Annotated in this window: 2 protein-coding genes; one reads left to right on the top strand and one right to left on the bottom strand. The window is 71.8% G+C overall.

What is annotated here, in order from left to right:
• Nucleotides 1-16: 16 nt before the first annotated feature.
• Nucleotides 17-592 carry a chemotaxis protein CheB gene (locus tag VF665_RS16665; RefSeq protein WP_331054575.1) on the bottom strand — a complete coding sequence of 192 codons (576 nt, stop codon included), beginning with the start codon at nt 590-592 and terminating at the stop codon, nt 17-19.
• Nucleotides 593-786: 194 nt separating this feature from the next.
• Between VF665_RS16665 and VF665_RS16660 the strand changes: the two genes are divergently transcribed.
• Nucleotides 787-1,821, top strand: coding sequence for a chemotaxis protein CheB (locus tag VF665_RS16660; protein ID WP_331054574.1), 1,035 nt, complete (start codon nt 787-789; stop codon nt 1,819-1,821).
• The last annotated feature ends 289 nt before the right edge of the window (nt 1,822-2,110 follow it).

Raw genomic sequence — 2,110 nt, 5'->3', positions numbered from 1 at the left:
CGGGGATGCTGCGACGTCATTCGCGTTCGTACCAGAGTTGGGAAACCAGCGCCACCAGCCGGGGCGCGATGCGGGGCAGGGGCAGCACTTCGTCCACCCCGCCGGCGTCGTCCGCGGCGCCGGGCATTCCAAAGTTTGTTGAAGTTCCCCGATCGGTGGCGAGGACCGTGCCGCCTTGCGTGCGCACGCGCAGGGCGCCCCGCGCGCCGTCCTCGCCGCGGCCGGTGAGCACCACGGCGATCACGGGCGCTCCTGCCTCGGCGAGCGAGTTCAGCAGCACGTCGGCCGCGGGGCGCACGTAGTGGACGCGGGGGCCGTCGCCCAGCCGCAGGGTGCGGTCCGGCGCAAGGGCCAGGTGGCGGCCGGCGGGCGCCACGTACACGTGCCCGGCCCGCAGCACGTCGCCGCTCGCCGCGGGGCGCACGGCGAGCGGCGTGCGGCCGGCCAGAATGCGGGGGAGCAGGCTTTCGCGCCCGGCCTCCAGGTGCTGCAGCACGATGACGGCGGCGCGGAACTCCGCGGGAAGCCCGCCCAGGACTTCGGAGATGGCGGCCAGCCCCCCCACGGACGCCACGATGGCGACCACGGGCACCGGTCCGGGAGGGGCGTCACGCGGCGCGGGATGTGTCAATGGCACCCGCGGTGGCGGCGATTGGAGGTGTGCGTGCAAGGTCCCAAGGTGCGCGGAGCGAACGGGAAAGTCAAATCCCGCCGGGGCGGAGGTGGTGCGCGCGGAGCACGTCTTTTGCCCGGTGGGGGCCCCGGCTTGAACCCACAGGAGTTGTCTTGGCAGAACGTGACATCGTGGTCATCGGGGCTTCGGCGGGGGGCGTCGAGGCGGTGGCGGCGCTCATCGAGGCGCTTCCCGCGGACTTTCCCGCGGCCGTGTTCGTCGTCGTGCACTTTCCGCCGCACGTCACCAGCGTGCTGCCGCGCATCATCTCCCGCCGCGGGAGCATGGAGGCGGAGCACGCGGTGGACGGCGCGCCCATTGAACTGGGGCGGGTGTACGTGGCGCCGCCCGACATGCACCTGCTGCTGGAGACGGGGCACATGCGCCTGGTGCGCGGCCCGCGGGAAAACAACACCCGCCCGGCGGTGGACCCGCTGTTCCGCAGCGCCGCGCGGGCGTACGGGCCGCGGGTGATCGCCATCGTGCTCAGCGGCAACCTGGACGACGGCAGCGCGGGGCTGATCGCCGTCAAAAAGAGGGGCGGGCTGGCGGTGGTGCAGGACCCGGACGATGCGCTGTATCCCGGAATGCCGTCCAGCGCCATCCGCAACGCGCAGGTGGACCACGTGGTGCCGCTGGGCGGGATGGCGGAGTTGCTGACGCAGAAGGCGGGGGAAGCCGTGCAGGAGCCCGAGACCCATCCCGAAGCCGGCCTGTACGGCCAGGAAACGCGCATTGCCGAGATGGACCGCGATGCGCTGGAAAGCGACCGCGCGGGGGCGCCGTCGGCCTTTGCCTGCCCGGAGTGCCACGGGGTGCTGTGGGAGGTGCAGGATGGCGATCTGACGCGGTTCCGCTGCCGCGTGGGGCACGCGTACTCCATGGAGAACCTGCTGGCCGGGCAGAGTGCGTCGCTGGACGCCGCGCTGTGGACGGCGTACCGGGCGCTGGAGGAGCGGGCGGCGCTCACGGACCGCATGGCCGTACGCATGCGCGAGCGCAACCAGCCCGCGCTGGCCACGCGCTACGAGGAGCAGACGCGCGAAACGCTGAGCCGCGCCGAGGCCATCCGCCGCGTGCTGACGTCGGGAAGCCAGGACATCCCGGTCAGCGAGCGCGGCCCGCGGGAGCAGAACGTGGCCGACTGACGAGCTTTCCCAGAGGGAGGGAGATGGAGAGCCCCGGCCCGCATTGCCGCGGGGCGGGGCTTTTCCTGCAACGGCGAAATTGCAGAGGAACAGAGAACTGCCAGAGGAACAGAGAACTGCCAGAGGAACAGAGGGAAACCCATGCGGTCCTCTGTTCCTCTGCCCCTTCTCTGTTCCTCTGTACCCTCACGCTGTTTCTGTTCCGGGCGTGGGGCGCGAATCAGGTACGGTCAGGGCGTGGTGGTGCCGCCGGTGGTGCCCGTGGTCCCCGTCCCGGTGGTACCGGTGG

Origin of the sequence: Longimicrobium sp., assembly GCF_036387355.1 — a bacterium.
Classification (GTDB): domain Bacteria; phylum Gemmatimonadota; class Gemmatimonadetes; order Longimicrobiales; family Longimicrobiaceae; genus Longimicrobium.
Note: the sequence above shows the minus strand (reverse complement) of the source record. Positions and strands in the feature narration are given on the sequence as shown.